This window comes from Agrobacterium sp. 10T429 (assembly GCF_056393925.1).
This window is the reverse complement of the sequence record NZ_JBFTGV010000047.1, coordinates 1-464: the sequence shown is the minus strand read 5'-3', so window position 1 is coordinate 464 and position 464 is coordinate 1. Positions and strand designations below refer to the sequence as shown.

The following is a 464-nucleotide window of genomic DNA, read 5'->3' as shown; positions in this document are numbered from 1 at the left end:
ATGTCGACCTGACCCTGCATGCCGGTTACCGGGTAGGCGTGGTCGGCCGCAACGGTGCTGGCAAGTCCAGCCTGTTCGCGGCGGTGAAGGGCGAACTGGAGGCCGACAAGGGTGACGTCGACCTGCCGGGCAAGATCCGCATCGCCAGCGTTGCCCAGGAAACCCCGTCCCTGCCGGACCCGGCGCTGAGCTTCGTGCTGGGCGGTGACATCGAAGTGGCTGCGGTGCTGGCTGCCGAAGCCGACGCCACCGCCCGCGAAGACTGGGAAGCGGTGGCCGAGGCGCATACGCGCATGGCTGAGCTGAACGCCTACGACGCCGAAGCACGTGCCGGCAAGCTGCTGCATGGCCTGGGCTTCCCGGCCGAAACGCACCACCGCGCCGTGTCCTCGTTCTCCGGCGGCTGGCGCGTGCGCCTGAACCTGGCCCGCGCGCTGATGATGCCCAGCGACCTGCTGCTGCTC

The 464-nt window shown here is 69.6% G+C and carries 1 protein-coding gene; it reads left to right on the top strand.

Features of this window, described 5'->3' with window-relative positions:
* On the top strand, positions 1-464 hold a 464-nt coding region (locus AC1DCP_RS26430), incomplete at both ends, for an ATP-binding cassette domain-containing protein (protein ID WP_476774875.1).